This window comes from Bacillus sp. MYb56, assembly GCF_002976445.1.
Taxonomy (GTDB): domain Bacteria; phylum Bacillota; class Bacilli; order Bacillales; family Bacillaceae_G; genus Bacillus_A; species Bacillus_A mycoides.
In genome coordinates this window covers 24,275-48,659 of sequence record NZ_PCOH01000034.1, presented here as the reverse complement: position 1 = coordinate 48,659, position 24,385 = coordinate 24,275, and the positions used below count along the sequence as shown (strand labels likewise).

26 protein-coding genes and 1 rRNA gene are annotated in these 24,385 nt (G+C 35.6%); 26 read left to right on the top strand and 1 reads right to left on the bottom strand.

The features are described from left to right. Nucleotides 1-92: 92 nt before the first annotated feature. The 10 genes from rrf to rsmI all read left to right on the top strand — a co-directional run bounded on the left by rrf (nt 93) and on the right by rsmI (nt 6,915). Nucleotides 93-208, top strand: a 5S ribosomal RNA gene (rrf, locus tag CQ058_RS26665). A gap of 199 nt (nt 209-407) precedes the next feature. Then, on the top strand, nt 408-587 hold the full coding sequence (locus tag CQ058_RS26660; protein WP_002130199.1) for a sigma factor G inhibitor Gin: 180 nt from the start codon (nt 408-410) through the stop codon (nt 585-587). A gap of 79 nt (nt 588-666) precedes the next feature. Further along, nucleotides 667-2,088: an aminotransferase class I/II-fold pyridoxal phosphate-dependent enzyme gene (locus CQ058_RS26655; protein ID WP_002191380.1), complete on the top strand. Its 1,422-nt coding sequence runs from the start codon at nt 667-669 to the stop codon at nt 2,086-2,088. Between the two features lies 1 nt (nt 2,089). After that, entirely contained in the window at nt 2,090-2,716 is a 627-nt protein-coding gene (gene tmk / locus CQ058_RS26650; protein ID WP_002009634.1) for a dTMP kinase, read from the top strand. 35 nt (nt 2,717-2,751) lie between these two features. Continuing rightward, a complete protein-coding gene (holB, locus tag CQ058_RS26645) occupies nt 2,752-3,735 on the top strand; it encodes a DNA polymerase III subunit delta' (RefSeq protein ID WP_002009636.1) in 984 nt (327 codons plus the stop codon). Nucleotides 3,736-3,740: 5 nt separating this feature from the next. After that, entirely contained in the window at nt 3,741-4,568 is an 828-nt protein-coding gene (locus tag CQ058_RS26640; RefSeq protein WP_002009637.1) for a PSP1 domain-containing protein, read from the top strand. Nucleotides 4,569-4,582: 14 nt separating this feature from the next. Then, nucleotides 4,583-4,933, top strand: a complete 351-nt coding sequence (gene yabA / locus CQ058_RS26635) for a DNA replication initiation control protein YabA (RefSeq protein WP_002009639.1) — start codon at nt 4,583-4,585, stop codon at nt 4,931-4,933. Nucleotides 4,934-5,053: 120 nt separating this feature from the next. Beyond that, nucleotides 5,054-5,794, top strand: coding sequence for a tRNA1(Val) (adenine(37)-N6)-methyltransferase (locus CQ058_RS26630; RefSeq protein WP_002029328.1), 741 nt, complete (start codon nt 5,054-5,056; stop codon nt 5,792-5,794). Then, a complete protein-coding gene (locus tag CQ058_RS26625; RefSeq protein WP_002130207.1) occupies nt 5,781-6,071 on the top strand; it encodes a GIY-YIG nuclease family protein in 291 nt (96 codons plus the stop codon). The genes CQ058_RS26630 and CQ058_RS26625 overlap by 14 nt, the downstream gene beginning before the upstream one ends. Next, nucleotides 6,040-6,915 (top strand): 16S rRNA (cytidine(1402)-2'-O)-methyltransferase, encoded by an 876-nt coding sequence (gene rsmI, locus CQ058_RS26620; RefSeq protein ID WP_002143972.1) that lies wholly within the window; start codon nt 6,040-6,042, stop codon nt 6,913-6,915. Before CQ058_RS26625 ends, rsmI begins: the two co-directional genes overlap by 32 nt. Nucleotides 6,916-6,935: 20 nt before the next feature. Here the strand turns inward: rsmI and CQ058_RS26615 are convergent, their stop codons facing one another. Beyond that, nucleotides 6,936-7,220: a transition state genes transcriptional regulator AbrB gene (locus tag CQ058_RS26615; protein ID WP_000843037.1), complete on the bottom strand. Its 285-nt coding sequence runs from the start codon at nt 7,218-7,220 to the stop codon at nt 6,936-6,938. Nucleotides 7,221-7,741: 521 nt separating this feature from the next. Between CQ058_RS26615 and metG the strand changes: the two genes are divergently transcribed. The 16 genes from metG (at nt 7,742) to mfd (ending at nt 24,259) form a co-directional block, all read left to right on the top strand. After that, nucleotides 7,742-9,724: a methionine--tRNA ligase gene (gene metG / locus CQ058_RS26610; protein WP_002191381.1), complete on the top strand. Its 1,983-nt coding sequence runs from the start codon at nt 7,742-7,744 to the stop codon at nt 9,722-9,724. A 165-nt stretch (nt 9,725-9,889) separates the two neighbouring features. Next, nucleotides 9,890-10,657: a TatD family hydrolase gene (locus CQ058_RS26605; RefSeq protein ID WP_002191382.1), complete on the top strand. Its 768-nt coding sequence runs from the start codon at nt 9,890-9,892 to the stop codon at nt 10,655-10,657. 260 nt (nt 10,658-10,917) lie between these two features. Continuing rightward, nucleotides 10,918-11,475: a ribonuclease M5 gene (gene rnmV, locus CQ058_RS26600; RefSeq protein ID WP_002029323.1), complete on the top strand. Its 558-nt coding sequence runs from the start codon at nt 10,918-10,920 to the stop codon at nt 11,473-11,475. Next, the gene (rsmA, locus tag CQ058_RS26595; RefSeq protein WP_002091590.1) at nt 11,472-12,350 is read left to right on the top strand and encodes a 16S rRNA (adenine(1518)-N(6)/adenine(1519)-N(6))-dimethyltransferase RsmA; all 879 of its coding nucleotides are present in this window, start codon (nt 11,472-11,474) and stop codon (nt 12,348-12,350) included. Before rnmV ends, rsmA begins: the two co-directional genes overlap by 4 nt. 117 nt (nt 12,351-12,467) lie before the next feature. Next, nucleotides 12,468-13,331, top strand: a complete 864-nt coding sequence (gene yabG, locus CQ058_RS26590) for a sporulation peptidase YabG (RefSeq protein ID WP_002009651.1) — start codon at nt 12,468-12,470, stop codon at nt 13,329-13,331. Nucleotides 13,332-13,569: 238 nt separating this feature from the next. Further along, nucleotides 13,570-13,833 carry a biofilm formation stimulator Veg gene (gene veg, locus CQ058_RS26585; protein ID WP_002009653.1) on the top strand — a complete coding sequence of 88 codons (264 nt, stop codon included), beginning with the start codon at nt 13,570-13,572 and terminating at the stop codon, nt 13,831-13,833. A 91-nt stretch (nt 13,834-13,924) separates the two neighbouring features. Further along, a complete protein-coding gene (gene sspF / locus CQ058_RS26580) occupies nt 13,925-14,104 on the top strand; it encodes an acid-soluble spore protein SspF (RefSeq protein ID WP_002094215.1) in 180 nt (59 codons plus the stop codon). Between the two features lie 196 nt (nt 14,105-14,300). After that, the gene (gene ispE, locus CQ058_RS26575) at nt 14,301-15,170 is read left to right on the top strand and encodes a 4-(cytidine 5'-diphospho)-2-C-methyl-D-erythritol kinase (RefSeq protein WP_012260164.1); all 870 of its coding nucleotides are present in this window, start codon (nt 14,301-14,303) and stop codon (nt 15,168-15,170) included. A 54-nt stretch (nt 15,171-15,224) separates the two neighbouring features. Next, entirely contained in the window at nt 15,225-16,073 is an 849-nt protein-coding gene (purR, locus tag CQ058_RS26570) for a pur operon repressor (RefSeq protein ID WP_002091587.1), read from the top strand. A gap of 123 nt (nt 16,074-16,196) precedes the next feature. After that, nucleotides 16,197-16,571, top strand: a complete 375-nt coding sequence (locus tag CQ058_RS26560; protein WP_000869819.1) for a RidA family protein — start codon at nt 16,197-16,199, stop codon at nt 16,569-16,571. A 152-nt stretch (nt 16,572-16,723) separates the two neighbouring features. Next, nucleotides 16,724-17,017, top strand: a complete 294-nt coding sequence (gene spoVG / locus CQ058_RS26555; protein WP_000454042.1) for a septation regulator SpoVG — start codon at nt 16,724-16,726, stop codon at nt 17,015-17,017. 326 nt (nt 17,018-17,343) lie between these two features. Beyond that, nucleotides 17,344-18,723, top strand: a complete 1,380-nt coding sequence (gene glmU, locus CQ058_RS26550) for a bifunctional UDP-N-acetylglucosamine diphosphorylase/glucosamine-1-phosphate N-acetyltransferase GlmU (RefSeq protein WP_002091584.1) — start codon at nt 17,344-17,346, stop codon at nt 18,721-18,723. Nucleotides 18,724-18,741: 18 nt separating this feature from the next. Then, nucleotides 18,742-19,695: a ribose-phosphate diphosphokinase gene (locus CQ058_RS26545; protein WP_002091580.1), complete on the top strand. Its 954-nt coding sequence runs from the start codon at nt 18,742-18,744 to the stop codon at nt 19,693-19,695. 72 nt (nt 19,696-19,767) lie between these two features. Further along, nucleotides 19,768-20,328, top strand: coding sequence for an aminoacyl-tRNA hydrolase (pth, locus tag CQ058_RS26540; RefSeq protein ID WP_087943057.1), 561 nt, complete (start codon nt 19,768-19,770; stop codon nt 20,326-20,328). A gap of 70 nt (nt 20,329-20,398) precedes the next feature. Next, nucleotides 20,399-20,623 (top strand): anti-sigma-F factor Fin family protein, encoded by a 225-nt coding sequence (locus CQ058_RS26535; RefSeq protein ID WP_002091576.1) that lies wholly within the window; start codon nt 20,399-20,401, stop codon nt 20,621-20,623. A 105-nt stretch (nt 20,624-20,728) separates the two neighbouring features. After that, nucleotides 20,729-24,259 carry a transcription-repair coupling factor gene (gene mfd, locus CQ058_RS26530; protein WP_002191383.1) on the top strand — a complete coding sequence of 1,177 codons (3,531 nt, stop codon included), beginning with the start codon at nt 20,729-20,731 and terminating at the stop codon, nt 24,257-24,259. The last annotated feature ends 126 nt before the right edge of the window (nt 24,260-24,385 follow it).

Here is a 24,385-nt window from a genome sequence, read left to right as displayed (position 1 = left end):
CATGTGGAGCTGACGAATACTAATAGATCGAGGACTTAACCATATAATATGAAGCAAATGTTATCTAGTTTTGAAGGAATATACCTTCATAGTTTGGTGATGATGGCAGAGAGGTCACACCCGTTCCCATACCGAACACGGAAGTTAAGCTCTCTAGCGCCGATGGTAGTTGGGACCTTGTCCCTGTGAGAGTAGGACGTCGCCAAGCAAGATAAAAACACAAGTCTTTTGACTTGTGTTTTTTTGTTTTTAAACAGTACATGAAAGAAGTAAATGGAATACATAAGTAATACAAACACGTTGCCCAAGAATAAATCATATTATATAAGAAATTGATGTATATTTTCCAGAAATTTGTTAAGGAATAGAGGTATATAATATGTTTATTTAAAAAGGGAGGAAAGATTATGAAATTACCAAGTGAAATTTGCATCGTTTGTGAGACAAAAAGAGGGGAAGGAATATATGTATATAATAATTTAATATGTTACGAGTGCGAAAGAAATCTGGTGAATACTGAGACAACTGACCCGAAGTATATACATTATTTAAAACAACTGCGAAAATTAGAAGTATCATATTTTTAAATAGGCATTATGCCTATTATTTTTTTTGCCCTAATATCTGTATAATAGATACAGAATGAATAATAAGGAAGAGATATATATGAATCAAAATCGTATGCCTTTATATGAGGCGCTAATGGAATTTAAAGAAAGGCGACTACTATCTTTTCATGTTCCAGGTCATAAGAATGGTTTAAACTTCCCTCAGAAAGCTTCAGGGGGGTTTAAGGACATATTATCAATTGATGTAACAGAGTTAACAGGATTAGATGATTTACATAGCCCGTTTGAATGTATAGATGAAGCACAGCAATTATTAGCTGAAGTATATGGCGTGCACAAAAGTTATTTTTTAATTAATGGTTCAACAGTTGGAAATTTAGCAATGATTTTGTCTTGCTGCGGCGAACATGATATTGTCCTCGTACAAAGAAATTGTCATAAATCGATCATTAATGGTTTGAAATTAGCAGGGGCTAATCCGGTCTTTTTAAATCCATGGATTGATGAAGTACATAACGTACCAGTAGGTGTTCATGATGAAATTATTAAGGAGGCAATTACAAAGTATCCAAATGCAAAAGCACTTATTTTAACACATCCTAATTACTATGGTATGGGAATTGATTTAGAGGCAAGTATCGCTTACGCACATGCACATAAAATTCCTGTTCTAGTAGATGAAGCCCATGGGGCGCATTTTTGTATAGGGGACCCCTTCCCGAAGTCAGCATTAGTTTATGGTGCGGATATTGTGGTTCATTCCGCACATAAAACATTACCTGCGATGACAATGGGATCTTATTTACATATAAATAGCCGTTTGGTGAGCGAAGAAAAAGTTTCCTCCTATTTAAGTATGCTACAATCTAGTAGCCCATCGTATCCAATTATGGCTTCTCTTGATATAGCACGTTTTGCAATAGCAGTTATAAAGGAAGAGGGTCATGATGAAATCGTTGAGTTTTTACGCCGATTTAAAGAAGGATTGCGATCTATCCCACAAATAGCCATTTTGCAATATCCATCGCAAGATGAATTAAAAGTTACGGTGCAAACTCGCTGTCAGTTATCGGGGTATGAATTACAGTCTGTATTTGAAAAAGTCGGTATATATACGGAAATGGCAGATCCATATAACGTCCTATTTATATTACCGTTACAAGTAAATGAGGGGTATATGAAAGCTATAGAGATCATTCGATTAGCTATGCAGCAATATAAGGTAAAAGACAAGACAGTATCAATTCGTTATACTTATAAAGGGGAGATTTCCCCTTTACCGTATACGTATAAACAATTAGAGAGATACGAAACGAAGTTAGTATCTATAGAAGAAGCCGTTGGTATGATAGCTGCAGAAATGGTGATTCCGTATCCACCTGGAATTCCATTGATCATGTATGGAGAGAGAATTACTCAAGAACATACAAAGCAAATTACTCATTTAGAGAAAACAGGGGCTCGTTTTCAAGGTAGTACGAAATATATGAACGTGTATGATATAGAAAGTAGGTTTTAGGATGAAGGGATTATTTGTAACAATTGAAGGGCCAGAAGGTTCGGGTAAAACAACATTAATTAAAAGTTTATTACCATATTTTGAGCAAAAGGAACAAAAGGTAATGGCGACCAGAGAACCGGGTGGTATTGCAATTTCTGAAGATATTAGAACAATTTTACATAAACAAGAGTATACGATGATGGAAGCACGTACAGAGGCGCTCTTATATGCTGCTGCACGTAGACAACATTTAGTGGAAAAAGTTATGCCAGCACTTGAGGAAAACTATCTTGTACTATGTGATCGTTTTATAGATAGCTCTTTAGCATATCAAGGATATGCAAGAGGCTTAGGTATGGATAAAGTATTTGAAATTAATCGTTTCGCAACGGAAGATTGTATGCCTAGTTTAACAATCTATTTAGATATTGAGCCAGAGGTAGGTTTAGCACGAATTGGAAAAGATGCAGGACGTGAAGTAAATCGACTAGATATGGAAGATATCTCTTTCCATAAACGTGTGCGTGAAGGGTATTTACAAGTTGTAGAGCGTTTCTCTAATCGCATTGTATTAGTAAATGCTGATCAACCAATGAAAAAACTTATAGAAGAAGTTGTTCAGATTATAGAAGATAAATTGTTATAATAGAAGGAAAGAATGAAATAAGTGAGGTATGCAGTATGATAAATACGTGGGAGCAGCTTTCTGCTATACAGCCCATCGGTGTCAAAATGTTGATGAATAGCATTGCAAAAGAGCGTATATCCCACGCTTACTTGTTAGAGGGAGGGAAAGGGACTGGGAAGTTCGCCACAGCAATTCAAATGGCAAAAAGTTTTCTCTGTTCACAAAGAAATGGTGTAGAGCCTTGTCATGTATGTACGAATTGTCGCCGAATTGATTCAGGTAACTACCCAAACTTACATATTGTAAAACCAGATGGATTATCTATTAAAAAACAGCAAATTCATGATTTACAAGAAGAGTTTTCAAAAACAGGATTAGAAGCAAATAAAAAAGTATATATTATTGAGCATGCAGATCGTATGACAGCAAATGCAGCGAATACGCTCTTAAAGTTTTTAGAAGAACCAAGTAGTGATACAACAGCTATTTTACTTACTGAACAAAGTCATCAGATTTTAAATACAATCTTATCTCGTTGTCAAGTTGTTACGTTTAGGCCGTTGCCTACAGAATCTTTAATTAAGAGGTTAGAGGAAGAAGGTATTACAGTTTCTTTATCTACACTTGCTGCGCAGCTTACAAATAGTTTTGAAGAAGCTTTATTAATGTGTAATGATGAATGGTTTGCACAAGCGAGAGCTTTAGTGATAAAATTATGTGAAGCGCTCGAAAAAGATAAGGCCTCTATTTTTTTTGTACAAGAAAAATGGGGGAAGCACTTTGGAGAGAAAGAACAATTACAGCAAGGCTTAGATATGTTACTCCTTATTTATAAGGATTTATTATATGTTCAACTTGGAGAAGAAGATCGTCTTGTTTTTCATGAGCAGAAAGAGATGTTTGAATCTTTTTCTTATGCTCAGAAGCGCATTGTATCAGCTCTCTTTAATATATTAGAGGCAAAAAATAGAATCAACGCTAATGTAAATGCGCAGCTTGTGTTCGAACAGTTAGTGTTGCGGTTGCAGGAGGGATGACCGTTTTGTATGATGTAGTAGGTGTTCGCTTTAAGAAGGCCGGAAAGGTATATTACTTTGATCCAAATCAGTTCGATATCTCAGAAAATGAGTTTGTAATTGTAGAAACGGTAAGAGGTATTGAGTACGGAAAAGTAGTTATTACCAAAAAGCAAGTTGATGAAAATGACGTTGTATTACCGCTAAAAAAAGTTATTCGTATTGCAAATGAAAATGATCGTACCATTGTTGAAGAGAATAGGCATGCTGCGAAAGAAGCATATCAAGTTTGTCAACAAAAGGTAGGAGAACATAATCTTGATATGAAGCTTGTAGATGTAGAGTATACGTTCGATCGTAATAAGATTATTTTTTACTTTACTGCGGATGGTCGGATTGATTTCCGGGAACTAGTGAAAGACTTAGCGGCAATTTTTAGGACAAGAATTGAGCTGAGACAGATCGGCGTTCGTGACGAAGCAAAAATGCTTGGTGGTATTGGTCCATGTGGTCGTATGCTTTGTTGTTCTACTTTTTTAGGAGATTTTGAACCTGTATCCATTAAAATGGCAAAGGATCAAAATTTATCATTAAATCCTGCAAAAATCTCTGGTTTATGTGGTCGCTTAATGTGTTGCTTAAAATATGAGAATGATGAATATGAGGCAGCAAAGGAACAACTTCCTGATTTAGATCAACGTATACAAACACCGCACGGTACTGGCCGTGTTATCGGATTAAATATTTTAGAAAGATTAATTCAAGTGGAACTAGTAGACAAGGAACGGATAGTAGAATATACGTTAGATGAATTAATGAATAAAGGGGTCGTTTCGAGTCAAACCACAGATTAATGAGGTGGGTGCTTGTGGAGAAAAAGGATATTTTTGCATCGGTTTCTAGTATGGAAGAGCAAATTGGACATTTATACAAACAGTTGGGAGAATTAAAACAACATCTTGCAGAATTATTGGAAGAAAACCAACATATAAAAATGGAAAATGAAAATTTGCGACATCGTTTTGAAGAAGTGCAGAACAAGGAAAAGCAAAAAACTCAAAAACGCAAAGAAATGAAGGCGAAGACAGATATTGGTGAAGGCTACGATAATCTAGCGAGACTATATCAAGAAGGTTTTCATATTTGCAATCTACATTATGGAAGTGTACGTAAAGAGGGAGATTGTTTATTCTGTCTGTCATTTTTAAATAAAAAGTGAGATTACCTTTCCAATATAATTGGAAAGGTAATTTTTTATACATGAGAGTAGAATGAAATTTATTTTTACATTAATAGAAGATGAAATAGGGTAGGTTAAGTGTAAGAAAGGGAGCAATATATGAATTTATATGAAGATGAGCGTTTAGATTACTTATTAGCGCAAGATATGAAGATTGTACAAAGTCCATCAGTATTTAATTTTTCTTTGGATGCTGTTTTACTTGCAGATTTTGCTTGGGTGCCAATTCAAAAAGGTAATTTACTTGATTTGTGTACAGGTAACGCAGTTATCCCTCTTTTATTAAGTACAAGGACAAAAGGGAAAATTACAGGTGTAGAAATTCAAGAGCGCTTATATGATATGGGAATAAGAAGCGTTCAATACAATAATTTAGCAGAAAGAATTCATTTAATCCATGGAGATTTGAAAGATATGCCGGAGAAACTTGGACGTCATCAATATGATGTTGTAACATGTAATCCTCCTTATTTTCAAACACCACAAACTTCTGAGAAGAATATGAATGAACATTTAGCGATAGCTCGTCATGAAATTATGTGCACACTAGAAGATGTTGTATACGCAAGTAGCCAGCTAGTGAAACAGGGTGGGAAAGTAGCATTTGTACATCGTCCAGGTCGTTTGCTCGACATCGTCACATTAATGCGTAAATACAAAATTGAACCGAAACGTGTGCGATTTGTTTATCCTAAGGCTGGTAAAGAAGCGAATACATTGTTAATTGAAGGAATTAAGGATGGGAATGCTGATTTAAAAATCTTACCACCTCTTTTTGTATATGAAGAAAACAATGAATATACAAAGGAGCTTCGTTCAATTTTATATGGAGAAGAATAAGCATTGTTTTTATGTGGTGGAGTGTTCTGATGGAAGTTATTATGCTGGATACACGAATCATATAGAAAAACGGATTCAGACCCATAATAGTGGAAAAGGTGCTAGATATACACGCGCTAGACTTCCAGTTGTTTTAAAATATGTAGAGGATCACGAGGATAAACGAACGGCTATGCAAGCTGAGTATCACTTTAAGCAGTTAACGAGGAAAAAAAAAGAAGAATATATGCAAAAAGGAGAACGCTATGTGGCAGCAAAAAAGCTTTCAGCAAAATGAAAAGGGAGTTTTATATTTAGTACCGACTCCAATCGGAAATTTAGAGGATATGACATTTCGTGCAATCCGAATTTTAAAAGAGGCAGACATTATTGCAGCGGAAGATACAAGGCAAACGAAGAAACTTTGTAATTACTTTGAAATTGAAACACCAGTTATGAGTTATCATGAGCATAATAAAGGAGTAAGTGGACGGAAAATTTTAGATAAGTTAGAAGAAGGTAAGACTGTAGCCATTGTGAGCGATGCTGGTATGCCATGTATTTCAGATCCTGGTTATGATATCGTTGTAGAGGCTGTAGCAGAACAATATCATGTTATCCCGCTTCCTGGGGCAAATGCAGCCCTTACAGCATTGATTGCATCAGGACTTGAGACAAAACATTTTTATTTCTATGGTTTCCTGCAAAGAAATAAAAAGGGACGTAAGCTTGAATTAGAAAAACTACGCTATATTCCAACTACAATGATGTTTTATGAGGCGCCACATCGTTTAGATGATACTTTAATCTCTATGCAAGAAGTATTAGGAAATAGGGAAATCGTATTATGTCGTGAGCTAACGAAAAAATTTGAAGAGTTTATTCGTGGAACAATTGAAGAAGCGATTGAGTGGACGAAGCAAAATGAAGTTCGTGGTGAGTTTTGTATTTTAGTAGCAGGTTCAACAGAAGAACCTACTCCAGAAGAACAATGGTGGGAAGCTATTTCAGTATATAATCATATTGAACATTATATAAATGAAAAAGGTATGAATTCAAAAGAAGCGATAAAAACAGTCGCTAAAGATCGAGATTTGTCGAAACGAGACGTATATCAAATCTATCATGTGGATAAAAAATAAGCTTCTCATAATTGAGAAGCTTATTTTGCTGTTTCGATATAATCTTGAAGTTCGTTTAAGACTTGTTCAGCGCCTTCTTTACTTAAGATAATTTTACCTTCAGCTAAAGATAGGTTACCATCAGATACTTCACCAGTTACTTGGCAAGTCATGTTTGGTTTATATTTCTTTAAGATGATTTTTTCATCATCAACGTAGATTTCAAGAGCATCCTTTTCTGCAATACCTAAAGTACGGCGTAATTCGATTGGAATTACTACACGACCTAATTCATCAACTTTACGAACGATACCAGTAGATTTCATAATTCTTTTCCTCCTAAATAAATAGTTTATAAGTTTCGAGTCTATTTTTTTGATTCGTCATTTTTCGACAAAATACCCTATGGACATATGATACCAATCATTTACATTTCCGTCAATTATTAAATTCTATATTTTTAAAAAAGATTTATAGATTTTTATACTTCTTATATATGATAGAATGTAAGTCATTTCTACAATTGTTTTGTATTATTTTTTTGTAATGTTTATACTTTTCGGGAAATATATTGTATATTTTTTTTGAATATGAGTAATAGATGATAAAGATATCGAGCATTAACTCGTTTTTATCCCGCATTAACGAGCAGTAAGACTCCCACTTTAAAATTTAGCCGGAGCAAAGAAGTTAAGTGGGAGTCGGGCTGCTCGTAAAAGCCCGATTGGTGTGGGCTAATAATCCATGGGGGATGAACCCTCCCCACGGATTAAAGTTTCACTTTATATATGAGTTTTTGATATACTGTTTATAAATACATATGAGGTTATTCGGGAGGTCCAAAACGATGAAAGAGGAAAATAAGTCCTTTTATATTACTACCCCAATTTATTATCCAAGTGGAAAGTTACACATTGGACATGCTTATACGACAGTAGCAGGAGATGCGATGGCACGATATAAGCGTATGCAAGGATACAATGTTCATTATTTAACAGGAACTGATGAGCATGGACAGAAGATCCAAAAGAAAGCAGAAGAACTAAATGTTACACCACAGGCATATGTGGATAACATTGTATCAGGGATTAAAGAACTTTGGGAGAAGATGGATATCTCTTATGATGATTTTATTCGTACAACTGAAGATCGTCATAAAGATGTTGTTGAGAAAATCTTCAAGCAGCTAGTAGATCAAGGCGATATTTATCTTGATGAATATGAAGGTTGGTATTCTGTACAAGATGAAACATTCTATACAGCGCATCAATTAGTAGATCCAATTATGGAAGGTGACAAAGTAGTTGGTGGAAAAAGCCCAGATAGTGGTCACGCTGTAGAACTTGTTCGCGAAGAGTCTTATTTCTTTAGAATGGGTAAATATGTAGACCGACTATTAAAGTTCTATGAAGATAACCCACATTTCATTCAGCCGGAGTCCCGTAAAAATGAAATGATTAATAACTTCATTAAACCAGGATTAGAAGATTTAGCTGTTTCTCGTACTTCATTTGACTGGGGAGTTCGTGTTCCAGGTAACCCAAAACACGTTATTTACGTATGGGTAGATGCGTTGTCTAATTACATTACTGCATTAGGATATGGAACAGAAAATGAAGAGAAGTATAAAAAATTCTGGCCAGCAGATGTCCATTTAGTTGGGAAAGAAATCGTTCGTTTCCACACAATTTATTGGCCAATTATTTTAATGGCTTTAGATTTACCACTTCCGAAGAAAGTCTTTGCTCATGGCTGGATTTTAATGAAGGATGGAAAAATGAGTAAGTCAAAAGGAAACGTAGTAGATCCAGTTACACTAATTGATCGTTACGGATTAGATGCATTGCGTTACTACTTACTTCGCGAAGTTCCATTTGGATCTGATGGAGTATTCACACCAGAAGGATTTGTTGAACGAATCAACTTTGATTTAGCGAATGATTTAGGTAACTTATTAAATCGTACAGTAGCTATGATTGATAAATACTTTAACGGAGAAATCCCTGCATTTAAAGCAAATGTAACTGAGTTCGATGAAACGTTAGTGACATTTGCCAAAGATACATTGAAAAAAGTAGAAGAGGCAATGGAGAATATGGAATTCTCTGTAGCGCTAAGTTCCATTTGGCAATTAGTTAGCCGTACGAACAAATATATTGATGAAACGCAGCCGTGGGTATTAGCGAAGGATGAGAATGATCGCGAAAAACTTGCGTCTGTAATGGCCCACTTAGCTGAGGTACTTCGTCAAACAGGTATTATGCTTATGCCATTCCTAACAGTAGCACCAAGTAAGATGTTTGCTCAACTTGGACTTACTGAAGAGGCGCATAAATCTTGGGAAAGCCTATCTACAATTGGATGTATTCCAGCTGGAACAAGAGTAGAAAAAGGAAACCCAATCTTCCCTCGTTTGGAAATGGAAGTAGAAGTGGGGTATATTAAAGAACAAATGCAAGGTTCTGCTCCTAAAGTAGAAGAGAAAAAAGCAGAAGAACCAAAGGCAGAAGAAATTACAATTGATGATTTCTTTAAAGTAGAATTACGAGTAGCTGAAGTAATATCCGCTGAACCTGTGAAAAAAGCAGATAAGTTGTTAAAAATTCAGCTTGATTTAGGTACAGAGAAGCGCCAAGTGGTTTCTGGGATTGCTAAATTCTATTCCCCAGAAGAACTAAAAGGTAAAAAGGTTATTTGTGTAACGAATTTAAAACCTGTAAAATTACGTGGTGAATTATCACAAGGTATGATTTTAGCAGGTGAAGAGAATGGCGTATTGTCATTAGCATCAATTGACCAGAATTTACCAAGTGGTACAAAAATCAAGTAATTGAGACAAGAAAAGAGATGTTTCACGTGTAACATTGGTGAAGCGTCTTTTTTCTTTTTACATTCCATTTTTTGCATTAAAATTGAAGTATTGTTATCGTTAAGTTAGAAAGAGTGTAGTTTTTCTATGAGAGAATTGATTTCAATATAAAAGGAGTTATTTATTATGTTGTTTGATACACATTCACATTTAAATGCAGAGCAATTTGAAGAAGATTTGCAAGAAGTTATCGCGAGAATGAAAGAAGCGGGAGTTACATATACAGTTGTTGTTGGATTTGATGAAGTAACGATAAAGAAAGCAATTGAATTAGCAGAGGCTTATGATTTTATTTACGCTGCAGTTGGATGGCATCCTGTTGATGCAATCGATATGAAAGAAGAACATTTAGCTTGGTTAGAAGAATTAGCGGCTCATCCTAAAGTAGTTGCAATTGGGGAAATGGGATTAGATTATCACTGGGATAAGTCTCCAAAAGAAATACAGAAGGAAGTATTCCGTAAACAAATTGCATTAGCGAAAAAGGTGAAATTACCGATTATTATACATAACCGCGATGCAACTCAAGATATTGTTGATATCCTAGAGGAAGAGAATGCAGCTGAAGTAGGGGGCATTATGCATTGCTTTAGCGGTAGTGTAGAAGTAGCGCAGCGATGTGTCGATATGAACTTTTTAATTTCATTAGGTGGGCCAGTAACATTTAAAAATGCCAAGAAACCGAAAGAAGTTGCTATGGAGATTCCGTTAGAAAAATTATTGATAGAGACAGATTGCCCGTATTTAACACCACACCCATTTCGAGGGAAACGAAATGAACCTAGTTATGTAAAACTGGTAGCAGAAGAAATTGCGAATTTAAAAGGAATTTCTTATGACGAAGTAGCAGAAGTAACAACAAAGAATGCCAAATCCTTATTTGGTGTTGAATAAAAAAGAATGGGGAGTCCCATTCTTTTTTTGTTTTTTGAGAAGAGAGATAGTAGAAGTGATAAGAACCCACTATTTACTCATAACATAAGTGTAGAAATATTGCGGATAAATTAAGATGGAGATAGAAGTGTTACAATAAGGATAGTGAACAAAGATTTTTCTCTTCTACTTTTTAAAATGTACGATTGGGAAAATAATAATGGAAAAGTCGTCATTTTTTTGTTTTACTAAGTAGAGATGAAAAGAGTGTGGAGGCAAGCATGAAAATTAAAGAGATTATCGTTGTAGAAGGTAAAGATGATACAGTTGCGATTAAACGTGCTGTTGATGCGGATACAATCGAAACGAACGGTTCAGCAATCGGTGATCACGTTATTGAGCAAGTTAAATTAGCGCAGCAAAAACGAGGCGTTATTATTTTCACAGATCCGGATTATCCTGGAGAGCGTATTCGAAAAATTATTTCTGACAAGGTTCCTGGATGTAAGCATGCTTTTTTAACGAAGGAAGAAGCACTTGCTAAAAGGAAAAAAGGTGTTGGAATCGAACATGCTTCTAATGAGTCGATTCGCCGTGCTTTAGAGAATATACATGAAGAAATGGAAGCTTACACAAGTGAAATTAGTTGGAGTGATCTAGTCGATGCGGGCTTAGTGGGCGGAGAAATGGCAAAGAGTCGCAGAGAAAGAGTGGGTAAGCTATTAAAGATTGGTTATACAAACGCAAAACAGTTACATAAACGTTTACAAATGTTTCAGGTTTCAAAGGAATCATTTGCAGAAGCTTATAAGCAAGTAATACAGGAGGAAAAAAAATGAAGGATATCGCAACACCAAATCGTACGAAAGACATTGTTGAAAAGTATGGATTTTCATTCAAAAAAAGTTTAGGACAAAATTTTTTAATTGATACGAATGTATTAAATCGTATCGTTGATCACGCAGAAATCGGTTCAGAAAGTGGCGCAATTGAAATTGGACCAGGTATCGGTGCGTTAACAGAGCAATTGGCGAAGCGTGCTAAAAAAGTAGTGGCTTTTGAAATTGATCAGAGATTATTACCAATTTTAGACGAGACGTTAGCTCCATATAGCAACGTTACAGTTATAAATAAAGATGTACTAAAAGCAGATGTACATGAAGTGTTTAGTGAGCAATTTGAAGAAGGACAAGATGTAATGGTAGTAGCTAACTTACCATACTATATTACAACGCCAATTTTATTTAAATTGCTTGAAGAAAAATTACCGGTTCGTGGATTTGTTGTTATGATGCAAAAAGAAGTTGGGGATCGTTTAGCTGCTAAACCAGGAACGAAAGAGTATGGTTCTTTATCAATTGCCATTCAGTATTATACAGAGGTAGAAACAGTTATGACTGTACCGCGTACAGTGTTTGTGCCACAACCAAATGTTGATTCTGCGATTATCCGTCTTCTAAAGCGTCCTAAACCAGTTGTAGAAGTGACAGATGAAACTTTCTTCTTTGAAGTAGTACGAGCGAGTTTCGCACAGCGTCGTAAAACTTTAATGAATAATTTATCAAATAATTTAAATGGTTTCCCGAAAGATAAAGAGCTGTTGGATCGAATTTTGACAGAAGTAGGAATTGATCCGAAGCGAAGAGGCGAAACGCTATCTATCGAAGAGTTTGCAACATTAAGTAATGCATTAATTCTTCATAAATTGTCATAAGAATATGAAAGGGACAGTTCAACTTGAGCTGTCCCTTTTGTCACCTTTCCTTTCCTAAATTCATACTTTAAAAACAGGTAAGATGGCCTAACGAGTTTGGAGTTTGGAGGTAGGAGAATGGATTTACATGTTGGAGAATTAGTTGAACGATATTCTCATAATAGGGATATTCTTTTTCGTATTATAGAAATAAAAGGCGATATGGCAATATTATTTGGAGAGGAAATTAGACTTGTGGCGGATGCACCACTTGCAGATTTAGTTAGTATAGATCAACGAGAACATAAAAATAGAGTGAAGCGTGAAAAAGAAACGATGGAGCGTACTTACCGGTTGTTTCAGCAAGATTACGTGTTGATGAAACAAAGACATGAACATAATTCAACTGGTGGATATACAAGTGAAGTGAATTATTTTCAAATGCCAGGACGTGTATTGCATATAGATGGAGATCCTTTATATTTGCGCAAGTGCTTAGATTTATATAATAAAATAGGCGTTCCTGTTCAAGGTATTCATTGTAAGGAAACGGAGATGCATGAAAAGGTAGTAGACTTAATAGATCATTTTCGCCCAGACATTTTAGTTATTACAGGACATGATGCATATACAAAGTCAAAAGGAGTTATGGGAGATTTAGCAGCATATAGACATTCTAGACATTTTGTACAGGCCGTTCGAGAAGTGCGGAAAAAGTATCCATCGTTAGATCAACTCGTTATTTTTGCTGGGGCTTGTCAATCACACTTTGAGGCGTTGATTCGGGCAGGTGCTAATTTTGCTAGTTCACCGTCTAGAATTAATATTCATGCTCTAGATCCTGTATATGTAGTTGGCAAAATTAGTTTCACTTCATTTATGGAAAGAGTAAATGTATGGGACGTTGTGCGTAATACAATTACTGGCGAAAAGGGACTAGGCGGAATTGAAACAAGAGGGATTTTACGAACAGGATTGCCCTTTCAACATTATGACGAATGAGCAAGGTACATACGTATCTTGCTTTTTTATGTGGAAATGATTTAAATGAGTCTGGATAAAAAGCGGCAAGAACGTGCAGACTATACAATGATACTTTTAGAATATAGTATTTCTTCTATCTATTTGAACGCATGATGCTTTTATAATGATATTGTCTGTGAATTGCGGTTAATAATTGGGATAGATATATCGTGTTTTAAGTGTTCAATCTAAATTACAGCGAGGTGTAGCAAAGTATATGTCAAAACGTTTAGATGAAATTAAAAGCGAATTAGATCACCATCTTGGACAGCGACTTATGTTAAAGGCAAATAGTGGGAGAAGAAAAACTGTGGAGCAATCAGGTGTACTTGCAGAAACGTATCGTTCTGTGTTTGTTGTACAATTAGACCAGCAAGAAGATGCATTGCAACGTGTATCTTATAGTTATGCAGATGTTTTAACAGAGACAGTAGAGCTAACATTTTACGATGAATCTCAAAATGAAGTATTTTATAATTAATGTATTTTTTGTTACATATATTCCCATAAATGAAAAGCTATATTATTTTGCATACTAATTATACCGTAGCAAAATAAGGAGGGACTCTGCATTGAGTAGACGAAGAGGAGTCATGTCAAATCAATTTAAAGAAGAGCTTGCAAAAGAGCTTGGATTTTATGATGTTGTTCAGAAAGAAGGATGGGGCGGAATTCGTGCGAAAGATGCTGGTAATATGGTGAAACGTGCTATAGAAATTGCAGAACAGCAATTAATGAAACGAAACCAGTAGTTGTAAGATACTTTCTATGCTACGGTAGCCGAGGAGAGATTCCTCGGCTTTTTGCACGCTAAAAGGTGCCATCATTTGACATAAGTAGTTTCATTCTGAATGCTTTTCGATATAATTAGGGAAGTGTCATCGTCTTACTATAAATTTATGGTAAAATAAACGATAAAAGATTGAGTACATAGAGTGGGTGAATAGATTGAAGCTACTAGTGAAAGCACCAGCAAAGATTAATCTGTCGTTAGATGTACTGGGAAAAAGACAAGATGGATATCATGAAGTGAAAATGATTATGACAACAATCGACTTGGCAGATCGTTTAGAGCTAACGGAATTAGCAGAAGACCGTATTGAAATTTTGTCTCATAATCGGTATGTCCCAGACGACCAACGCAATTTAGCTTATCAAGCAGCGAAATTATTAAAAGTGAAGTTTAATGTAAAAAAAGGTGTGTCTATTACTATTGAAAAAACGATTCCAGTAGCCGCTGGATTAGCAGGTGGAAGTAGTGATGCAGCAGCGACATTACGTGGCCTTAATAAGTTATGGAATTTAGGGCTAACAATCGATGAATTAGCAAAGCTTGGCGCAGAAATTGGATCAGATGTATCGTTCTGTGTATATGGTGGAACTGCTATTGCCACTGGAAGAGGAGAAGAAATTGAACATATAAAGACTCCGCCTTCTTGTTGGGTTGTTTTAGCAAAGCCCCACATTGGTGTATCTACTGCTGACGTGTACGGAAATTTAAAATTAAATCGTGTTACTCATCCAAATGTAGATAAAATGGTTGAAGTCATTAACCATGGCGATTATAAAGGAATTTGTGATACTGTTGGTAACGTTTTAGAAGATGTGACGTTTGCGATGCATCCCGAGGTTGCACGTATTAAATCACAGATGAAACGCTTTGGAGCAGATGCCGTATTAATGAGTGGAAGTGGCCCAACTGTATTTGGTCTTGTACACCATGATTCGCGAATGCACCGCATATATAACGGGTTAAAAGGATTTTGCGAGCAAGTATATGCAGTGCGTTTATTAGGAGAGCGAGAAACGCTTGAATAAAGACGTATAATACGTTATGATTTGTTTAGAATATTCGTGATTTGAGGTGAGAGTATGAAAATTAGACGAAGTACAAGATTGGTCGATCTGACGTATTACTTGTTACAAAATCCTCGTCAGCTAGTTTCTCTCACTTTTTTTGCTGAAAGGTATCAATCGGCTAAATCTTCCATTAGTGAAGATTTAGTTATTATTAAGCAAACGTTTGAACAACAAGGTGTCGGCACATTGCAAACGGTACCAGGAGCAGCAGGAGGAGTGAAATATATTCCTTATATAAGTGAAGAAGAGGCAAATCTGATTATTAACGAGCTTTGTAGCTTATTTGAAAACCCAGACCGTATTTTGCCTGGCGGTTACTTATATATGACGGATCTTTTAAGTAATCCTCGCCAGATTAATGGCGCAGGTCGTTTATTTGCTTCTGTTTTTGCTAGGCAACCAATTGATGCGGTTATGACGGTAGCGACAAAAGGAATTCCGCTTGCTTATGCAGTAGCGAACTACTTAGATGTACCGGTAGTAATTGCGAGAAAAGATAATAAGGTAACAGAAGGACCCACTGTTAGTATTAACTATGTATCAGGTTCCTCTAAGCGAATCCAAACGATGACTTTAGCAAAGCGTAGCCTTCCAGAAGGGTCCAATGTTTTAATTATTGATGACTTTATGAAAGCTGGCGGAACCATTCAAGGTATGATGAGCATGCTAGAAGAGTTTAAAGCTAATGTTGTTGGGATTGGCGTATTAGTAGAGTCTACGGATATTGAAGAAAGACTTATTAATAACTTTGTATCATTAATTCGTCTGTCAGAAGTTGATGTGAAAGAAAAAGCGATTCAAGTGGAAAAGGGGAATTATGCACTTGCACCATTTGATAAAGGGCTTGTAGAGGCTGAGTAAAAAGGTAAAGCAGATAGCTTTACCTTTTTTTATTCCTATTTATAAATTACAAAATAGATGGACAAACTGCCTTTGGTACACTATTTTTAAAGAGTAAAAATAAATAATAAAAGGGTGAAAAGTATGAAAGTTGTTCAAACAAGCAAAGCACCACAGGCAATCGGACCATATTCACAAGGGATTATTGTAAATAATATGTTCTATAGTTCAGGACAAATTCCGTTAACGGCAAGTGGAGAACTTGTAACAGGAGATGTAACAGTACAAACAGAGCAAGTATTTGAAAATTTACAAGCGGTATTAGCAGAAGCAGGTGCTTCATTTGATACAGTGGTAAAAACAACAGTATTCTTGAAGGATATGGATGATTTTAATGCTGTTAATGAAGTATACGGTTCTTATTTCTCTACTCATAAACCAGCGCGTTCTTGTGTACAAGTAGCAAAATTACCGAAAGATGTTTCTGTTGAAATCGAAGTAATTGCCCTAGTTAAGTAACTCTTTGTAAGTGATAACCTCTACTAATCCTTATATTCAACTACAATAAAAATTTTTATCTTAAAAATTTTTAAAAAATTAAAGGGAAAATAGAAATTTTGTGGAATTTATACAAATATATCGCTTATTTAGAAAAGGGTGGTGAACACAAGATGGAAGTGACTGACGTAAGATTACGCCGCGTAAACACAGAAGGCCGCATGAGAGCAATTGCCTCTATTACTCTAGACCATGAATTTGTTGTTCATGATATTCGTGTAATTGATGGTAATAATGGATTATTTGTAGCAATGCCAAGTAAACGTACTCCAGATGGAGAATTCCGTGACATTGCACATCCAATTAATTCTAATACACGCTCTAAAATTCAAGATGCGGTTTTAACAGAGTATCATCGTTTAGGCGAGTTAGAAGAGGTTGAGTTTGAAGAAGCAGGCGCTTCGTAAAATTCGAATGAAAAGGGCTTTTGAAAGAAAGTCTTATAATTTTGTAGCAAACTCCTGTAAGCATTTACAGGAGTTTGTTTTTTTTTTTGAATAATACACGTTTCTAATTATAAAAATTCATATTTTGAAAAAATAAAGATGAAAAACTTCTAATTTTTTCAAAATCATTTAAAATAGTATAGCTTATTCCTTAAAAAAGATACTAAAGAGTAAAACATCTTATAAGAATTATGGTAAAATTTAATAGTTATAATGTGTTTCTTGAAATATATGATGATTTAGGATAATATCGTTAATGGATAAATAGGTTGCGATGGAGGGTCTATATGTCAAACAGATTTGCAGTGATTCTAGCTGCAGGTAAAGGCACACGTATGAAGTCCAAGCTATACAAAGTGCTGCATCCTGTATGTGGAAAACCAATGGTACAACATGTAGTCAATGAAGTATCTCAATTAGGATTGCAGAAACTTGTAACAGTCGTTGGACATGGTGCTGAAAAGGTACAAGAACAGCTAGGAAACGTAAGTGAGTTTGCATTACAAGCAGAACAACTTGGTACAGCTCATGCTGTCGATCAAGCTGCAAGTGTACTTGCAAATGAAGAGGGAACAACTTTAGTTATTTGTGGTGATACACCTCTAATAACTGCTGAAACGATGGAAGCATTGCTTCAGCAACACGAAGAAGCGGGAGCAATGGCGACGGTACTAACAGCGTACATAGAAGAGCCTGCTGGATATGGCCGTATCGTTCGTAATGAGAATGGTCATGTTGAAAAGATTGTTGAGCATAAGGATGCAAATGAAAAAGAATTAGCTATTAAAGAAATCAATACAGGTACGTATTGTTTTGATAATAAAGCTTTATTTGCTTCACTTTCTAAAGTTTCAAATGATAATGTACAGGGCGAATATTACCTTCCGGACGTTATTGAAATTTTAAAAAATGAAGGTCATATTGTATCAGCTTATCAAACAGAGCACTTCGATGAAACGTTAGGTGTTAACGACAGAGTCGCTCTATCGCAAGCGGAAATTATTATGAAAAATCGTATCAACAGAAAGAACATGGTAAATGGTGTTACAATTATTGATCCAAGTAACACATACATTTCTGCGGATGCAATTATTGGTAGTGATACAGTTCTTCACCCAGGAACGGTTATTGAGGGGAACACTGTAATTGGTTCTGATTGTGAAATTGGACCGCATACAGTAATTCGCGATAGTGAAATTGGAGATCGTACGGTAATTCGTCAATCTACTGTACATGACAGCAAACTTGGTACAGAAGTATCAGTTGGTCCATTTGCACATATTCGCCCAGATTCAGTTATTGGAGATGAAGTGCGCGTTGGAAACTTCGTAGAAATCAAAAAAACTGTTTTTGGTAATAGAAGTAAAGCTTCACACTTAAGTTATATCGGGGATGCACAAGTTGGAGAAGACGTGAATCTTGGTTGTGGTTCAATTACGGTGAACTACGACGGCAAGAATAAATTTAAAACTGTAATTGGTAACGGGGTATTTATTGGATGTAATTCAAACCTTGTTGCTCCTGTAACAGTTGAAGATGGTGCTTATGTGGCAGCAGGCTCTACAATAACAGAGAATGTTCCATCAAAAGCATTATCAGTAGCACGTGCACGTCAAGTTAACAAAGAAGACTATGTTGATCAATTGCTGAATAAGAAAAAATCATAATGTGGAGGGTTAATCTAGATGTCGACTCAATATCTAAATTCTAATTTGAAAGTATTCTCTTTAAACTCTAATAAGGAACTTGCTGAGCAAATCGCAAAGCATATTGGAGTAGGACTAGGAAAATGTTCTGTTGATCGTTTTAGTGATGGAGAAGTTCAAATTAACATTGAAGAAAGTATCCGTGGTTGCGATGTATTCATTATTCAATCTACAAGCTTCCCAGTAAACGAACATATCATGGAATTACTTATTATGATTGATGCATTAAAACGTGCATCTGCAAAAACAATTAATATTGTTATTCCTTACTATGGTTATGCGCGTCAAGACCGTAAAGCGCGTTCTCGTGAACCAATTACATCGAAACTTGTAGCAAACTTGCTTGAAACAGCAGGTGCAACTCGTGTAATCACTCTAGATTTACATGCTCCGCAAATTCAAGGATTCTTTGATATCCCGATCGACCACTTAATGGGTGTACCGATTCTTTCAGACTACTTTGAAGCAAAAGGCCTTAAAGATATCGTAATCGTATCTCCTGATCACGGTGGTGTAACGCGTGCTAGAAAAATGGCGGATCGCCTAAAAGCGCCAATCGCTATTATTGATAAGCGTCGTCCTCGTCCGAATGTATCAGAGGTAATGAACATTATCGGTAACATCGAAGGCAAAACAGCAATTTTAATTGATGACATCATTGATACAGCTGGTACAATTACATTAGCAGCAAACGCTCTTGTTGAGAACGGTGCTTCTGAAGTATATGCTTGCTGTACACACCCAGTATTATCTGGTCCAGCAATTGAGCGTATTCAAAATTCGAATATTAAAGAGTTAGTTGTAACGAACTCTATCGTATTACCAGAAGAGAAGAAAATTGATAAAGTACATGAACTTTCAGTTGCTCCATTAATCGGAGAAGCAATCATTCGTGTATACGAAGAAGAATCTGTAAGTGTATTATTCAATTAATTGGATAGAATGAGACGTAACCAAGCTTGGTTACGTCTTTTCGTATCGAAAAAAGAAAGTAGTGGTACAAGAATGAAATTAATAGTAGGACTTGGGAACCCAGGTAGAGAATATGAATTAACAAGGCATAATATTGGATTTATGGCAATCGATGAACTTGCAAAACGTTGGAGTATTTCTTTGAATGAACAAAAGTTTAAAGGGGTATTTGGCGCAGGTTTTGTTAATGGGGAAAAAGTAATCTTACTAAAGCCACTTACATATATGAATTTATCTGGGGAAAGTATCCGTCCACTCATGGATTATTATAAAATTGATGTCGAGGACTTCATTGTTATGTACGATGATTTAGATATTCCTGTAGGTAAATTACGCCTTCGCATGAAAGGTAGTGCGGGTGGACATAATGGTGTGAAATCAACAATTTCACATTTAGGAACACAAGAATTTCAACGTATCCGCATGGGAATCGATCGTCCGAAAAATGGGATAAAAGTAGTGGATTACGTATTAGGACGTTTTACATCTGAAGAAATATCTGGCGTTAATCAATCCATTGAAAATGCAGCAGATGCATGTGAGGAATGGTTAAATAAACCTTTTCTCCAAATCATGAATACTTTTAATAGTTAAGCGCACAATCTGGAATATTTTATTTTGTTTTATCCCATACTAGTAGCAATTGGATATTTAGGAGGCTAGTATGGAAGGTTATTATTACTGTAGACATTGTGGAAGTAATGTGGGCTCCATTATCGCAGAAAAAGTATATAGCGACGTTTTGTTTCAACTAACAGAGCAAGAAGTAGTGGATATGATTCATTTTCATGAGAATGGAAATATATATATAAAAACGATTTGTGAATCGTGTCAAGAAACGCTCGCATCTTATCCTGAGTATTATGAATATGAAAAATTTCTGCAATAAAATGTTGTCGCTTTGGCGTGTCCAAAGCATTTTTCTGTTTTCTTTTTCCAAAATATTTGCATAAAATATAGTAACTTGCTCTTTATGTTGAGAGGAGTTTTGAAAATGATAGGTTTATTAGAGCAATTTTATAAAAATGAAGAAATACAATCGGTTATTAATGGGCTAGAAGATGGGTTGAAAGAACAACTTGTATCGGGTATGGCAACATCCTCTCGTTCATTATTAATGGCAGCTTTATATAAAAAGACAAAGCAATCACAACTTATCGTGACGCACAATTTATACCAGGCACAAAAAGTACATGAAGATTTAGTGGCGTTACTTGGTGAAAAAGATGTTTGGCTATATCCGGTAAATGAATTGATAGCATCGGAGGTTGGTGTTGCAAGTCCAGAATTGAAGGCACAGCGTATTGAAGTGTTAAATCGCTTAGCTGCAGGAGAGAATGGGATTATTGTAGCGCCAGTTGCAGGGCTGCGTAGGTTTTTACCAATAAAAGAATTATGGAAGCAAAGGCAAATTGAAATCAATCTAGGGCAAGAGATTGATTTAGATGCACTCTTGCATACTTTACATCATATTGGCTACGAGCGTAAGTCAATGGTAGAAGCTCCAGGAGAGTTCAGTTTACGCGGGGGAATATTAGATATTTACCCATTAACGGAAGAATTACCGTTTCGTATTGAATTCTTCGATACAGAAGTCGATTCTATTCGATTGTTTGATGTGGATGAACAGCGTTCTCAAGATAAAAAGGAAAGTGTTAAGTTCGGTCCAGCAACAGAGTTTTTATTTTCACAGGAAGAATTGAAATCGGGAATTAAGCATCTTGAAGAAGGTTTGACTAAGACGATGCAAAAGCTTTCCGATGATAAATTAAAGACTACTGTGCTTGAGACGGTTAGTCATGAAATTGAAATGTTGAAAAACGGGCAGAGTATAGAACAAATGTTTAAATATTTATCTATTTTCTATAAAGAACCTGCTAGTCTGATAGATCATTTACCAGAAAATGGTGTTGTAATTTTAGATGAGATTTCCCGTATTCAAGAAACAGCATCACATCTTGAAACAGAAGAAGCGGAATGGTATATCTCACTTCTTGGCGAAGGAACAATTATTCAGGATTTATCTTTCTCCCACTCGTTTGAGGAGTTTCTTCATAATAAAAAAAGAAGTTTTGTATATTTAACGTTATTCTTACGCCATATAGCACACACACATCCTCAAAATATTGTAAATGTGACATGTAAAACGATGCAAGATTTCCACGGACAGATGCATTTGTTAAAAACTGAAATTGATAGATGGAATGAAGGTAATTTTACGACCGTTGTGCTTGGAACAGATGATGAACGTGTAAAAAAACTACAACATATTTTAAGTGATTATGATATTGATGCAGACATTGTAGAGGCGACAGATATCTTATTGCCTGGAAGGTTACAAATTGCTGTAGGTGATTTACATGCAGGCTTTGAAATGCCGATGCAAAAGTTTGTTGTCATTACTGAAAAGGAGCTTTTTCATAAGAAGGTTAAAAAATCACAACGTAAGCAAAAGTTATCTAACGCTGAACGTATTAAAAGTTATTCGGAATTAAAAGTTGGAGACCATGTAGTTCATGTAAATCATGGTATAGGTAAATTTTTAGGTATTGAGACATTAGAGATTAATGGTGTTCATAAAGATTATTTAAATATTAAATATCAAGGTAATGATAAGTTATACGTTCCAATTGAACAAATTGATCAAGTGCAAAAATACGTAGGGTCTGAAGGTAAGGAACCAAAAGTTTATAAATTAGGCGGAAATGATTGGAAGAAGGTCAAAACGAAAGTTGAAAAATCTGTACAAGACATTGCAGATGACCTAATTAAATTATATGCCGAGCGTGAAGCTTCGAAAGGTTATGCATATACACCAGATACGGCAGAGCAACAAGAGTTTGAATCTTTATTCCCATATCAAGAGACAGAGGATCAATTACGTTCTATTGAAGAGATTAAGAAAGATATGGAACGCGGACGTCCGATGGATAGGCTTCTTTGTGGTGACGTAGGATATGGAAAGACGGAAGTAGCTATTCGTGCGGCATTTAAAGCAATTATGGATGAAAAACAAGTTGCGATTTTAGTACCAACAACAATCCTTGCACAACAACACTATGAAACAATTCGGGAGCGTTTTCAAGATTACCCGATTAATATAGGGTTACTAAGTAGATTCCGCACACGAAAACAACAAAATGAAACGATTAAAGGTTTAAAAGATGGAACGGTGGATATTGTAATCGGAACGCATCGTATTTTATCTAAAGATGTTACTTATAAAGATTTAGGACTTCTTATTATTGATGAAGAACAAAGATTCGGCGTTACACATAAAGAAAAAATTAAACAATTGAAAGCAAATGTTGACGTGTTAACATTAACGGCAACTCCGATTCCACGTACACTTCATATGTCTATGCTTGGTGTGCGCGATTTATCTGTTATTGAGACACCACCAGAGAATCGTTTCCCAGTACAAACATATGTAGTAGAGTATAATCCAGCGTTAATGCGAGAAGCGATAGAGCGAGAGTTAGCAAGAGGCGGTCAAATTTACTTCCTATATAACCGTGTGGAGGATATTGAAAGAAAAGCAGATGAAATTTCGATGTTAGTTCCAGATGCTCGTGTAACATACGCACATGGGAAAATGAATGAAGGTGAATTAGAGTCTGTTATGCTATCGTTTTTAGAAGGGCAGCATGATGTTCTTGTAAGTACAACAATTATTGAGACGGGTGTAGATATTCCGAATGTAAATACATTAATTGTATTTGATGCAGATCGTATGGGATTATCGCAGTTGTATCAGCTTCGTGGTCGTGTTGGGCGTTCTAATCGCGTCGCGTATGCATACTTTGCATACAAACGTGATAAAGTGTTATCGGAAGTTGCAGAGAGGCGTCTGCAAGCAATTAAAGAGTTTACAGAGCTTGGATCTGGTTTCAAAATTGCGATGAGAGACTTATCAATTCGTGGTGCGGGTAATTTGTTAGGGGCAGAACAACATGGATTTATTGATTCTGTCGGATTTGATCTATATTCTCAAATGTTAAAAGATGCAATTGAGCAACGTAGAGGAACAGACGGAGTTGAAAATACCGTTAATGTTGAAATTGATTTAGAAGTAGATGCGTATTTACCGGATGCGTACATTTCAGATAGTAAACAAAAAATTATGATGTATAAACAATTTAGAGGTATTTCTGCAATTGAAGATATTGAAGAGTTGCAGGAAGAGATGATCGACAGATTTGGTGATTATCCACAAGAAGTTGGTTATTTATTACAAATTGCAAACATTAAAGTGTTGGCGATGAAAGAAAAAATTGAGTTAATTAAGCAAAATAAATTTGAAGTAACATTCCTGTTTTCTGAACAAGCGAGCCAAAATATAGATGGTGGAAAATTATTCATGCTAGGAAGTAGTTTTGGCCGTATGATCGGTCTTGGTATGGAGGGGTCACAATTGAAAATTGTGATGAAAACGAATGGATTAGAGACGTCGAAATGGTTAACAATTGCTGAAAATTTATTAAAAGGCTTGCCAGATGTAAAAAAAGAAGTAATAAATGCCTAATATAAGATAAAAAATACAATTCGACGTGCATAGAAGAACTAATGTGTAAAATACTATGTTTAATAGTTGGTGATTTTTACATGAACAGGTAAATTCACCACTTTGATCATCAGTAGAAAGTGAGGC

What these genes read in the sequence shown, in the direction of transcription:
- CQ058_RS26660 (WP_002130199.1), top strand. Translation starts at nt 408, where the DNA reads ATGAAATTACCAAGTGAAATTTGCATCGTTTGTGAGACAAAAAGAGGG.
- CQ058_RS26655 (WP_002191380.1), top strand. Translation starts at nt 667, where the DNA reads ATGAATCAAAATCGTATGCCTTTATATGAGGCGCTAATGGAATTTAAA.
- tmk (WP_002009634.1), top strand. Translation starts at nt 2,090, where the DNA reads ATGAAGGGATTATTTGTAACAATTGAAGGGCCAGAAGGTTCGGGTAAA.
- holB (WP_002009636.1), top strand. Translation starts at nt 2,752, where the DNA reads ATGATAAATACGTGGGAGCAGCTTTCTGCTATACAGCCCATCGGTGTC.
- CQ058_RS26630 (WP_002029328.1), top strand. Translation starts at nt 5,054, where the DNA reads ATGAATTTATATGAAGATGAGCGTTTAGATTACTTATTAGCGCAAGAT.
- CQ058_RS26625 (WP_002130207.1), top strand. Translation starts at nt 5,781, where the DNA reads ATGGAGAAGAATAAGCATTGTTTTTATGTGGTGGAGTGTTCTGATGGA.
- rsmI (WP_002143972.1), top strand. Translation starts at nt 6,040, where the DNA reads ATGTGGCAGCAAAAAAGCTTTCAGCAAAATGAAAAGGGAGTTTTATAT.
- CQ058_RS26615 (WP_000843037.1), bottom strand. Translation starts at nt 7,220, where the DNA reads ATGAAATCTACTGGTATCGTTCGTAAAGTTGATGAATTAGGTCGTGTA.
- metG (WP_002191381.1), top strand. Translation starts at nt 7,742, where the DNA reads ATGAAAGAGGAAAATAAGTCCTTTTATATTACTACCCCAATTTATTAT.
- CQ058_RS26605 (WP_002191382.1), top strand. Translation starts at nt 9,890, where the DNA reads ATGTTGTTTGATACACATTCACATTTAAATGCAGAGCAATTTGAAGAA.
- rnmV (WP_002029323.1), top strand. Translation starts at nt 10,918, where the DNA reads ATGAAAATTAAAGAGATTATCGTTGTAGAAGGTAAAGATGATACAGTT.
- rsmA (WP_002091590.1), top strand. Translation starts at nt 11,472, where the DNA reads ATGAAGGATATCGCAACACCAAATCGTACGAAAGACATTGTTGAAAAG.
- yabG (WP_002009651.1), top strand. Translation starts at nt 12,468, where the DNA reads ATGGATTTACATGTTGGAGAATTAGTTGAACGATATTCTCATAATAGG.
- veg (WP_002009653.1), top strand. Translation starts at nt 13,570, where the DNA reads ATGTCAAAACGTTTAGATGAAATTAAAAGCGAATTAGATCACCATCTT.
- purR (WP_002091587.1), top strand. Translation starts at nt 15,225, where the DNA reads ATGAAAATTAGACGAAGTACAAGATTGGTCGATCTGACGTATTACTTG.
- CQ058_RS26560 (WP_000869819.1), top strand. Translation starts at nt 16,197, where the DNA reads ATGAAAGTTGTTCAAACAAGCAAAGCACCACAGGCAATCGGACCATAT.
- spoVG (WP_000454042.1), top strand. Translation starts at nt 16,724, where the DNA reads ATGGAAGTGACTGACGTAAGATTACGCCGCGTAAACACAGAAGGCCGC.
- glmU (WP_002091584.1), top strand. Translation starts at nt 17,344, where the DNA reads ATGTCAAACAGATTTGCAGTGATTCTAGCTGCAGGTAAAGGCACACGT.
- CQ058_RS26545 (WP_002091580.1), top strand. Translation starts at nt 18,742, where the DNA reads ATGTCGACTCAATATCTAAATTCTAATTTGAAAGTATTCTCTTTAAAC.
- pth (WP_087943057.1), top strand. Translation starts at nt 19,768, where the DNA reads ATGAAATTAATAGTAGGACTTGGGAACCCAGGTAGAGAATATGAATTA.
- CQ058_RS26535 (WP_002091576.1), top strand. Translation starts at nt 20,399, where the DNA reads ATGGAAGGTTATTATTACTGTAGACATTGTGGAAGTAATGTGGGCTCC.
- mfd (WP_002191383.1), top strand. Translation starts at nt 20,729, where the DNA reads ATGATAGGTTTATTAGAGCAATTTTATAAAAATGAAGAAATACAATCG.